Source organism: Filobacillus milosensis, from assembly GCF_004402015.1.
Taxonomy (GTDB): Bacteria; Bacillota; Bacilli; order Bacillales; family Alkalibacillaceae; genus Filobacillus; species Filobacillus milosensis.
Genome location: NZ_SOPW01000072.1, coordinates 1 through 314, shown reverse-complemented (window position 1 = coordinate 314; position 314 = coordinate 1). Strand labels below are relative to the sequence as shown.

At 70.4% G+C, this 314-nt stretch carries 1 protein-coding gene; it reads left to right on the top strand.

Translation table 11 applies throughout. The features are described from left to right. Window positions 1–314, top strand: a 314-nt coding sequence (locus tag E3U55_RS17640; protein ID WP_228547610.1) for a hypothetical protein, incomplete at both ends; no start/stop codon positions are given.

Sequence of the window (314 nt, the reverse complement as noted above, 5' to 3'; positions counted from 1 at the left end):
GGGCCGGTCCTTCACATCGTTGCCGTCGTTCGTCGCCGCCGTCGCCGAGGGAGGAGACGTGCGCATCGCCCTCCGTGGTGACGTCTCGGCACACGTGACGACCGCAACGGAATCCCTCGAGCTCTCCGGGGCGGACGTCACCACCTGGAACGAGCGGTTCCTCGGTGGCGCGACGACGATCGACATCACGGTCGAGACGATGACCGAGGCTGACGGCCTCCCCGTGCAGAGCGGGATCGTGCGGGCTGCCGCGGTGAGCGCCGAGCTCGAGCCGAGCGACGCCGATCCGCTGACCAGTGCGCTCGGACCGTCCC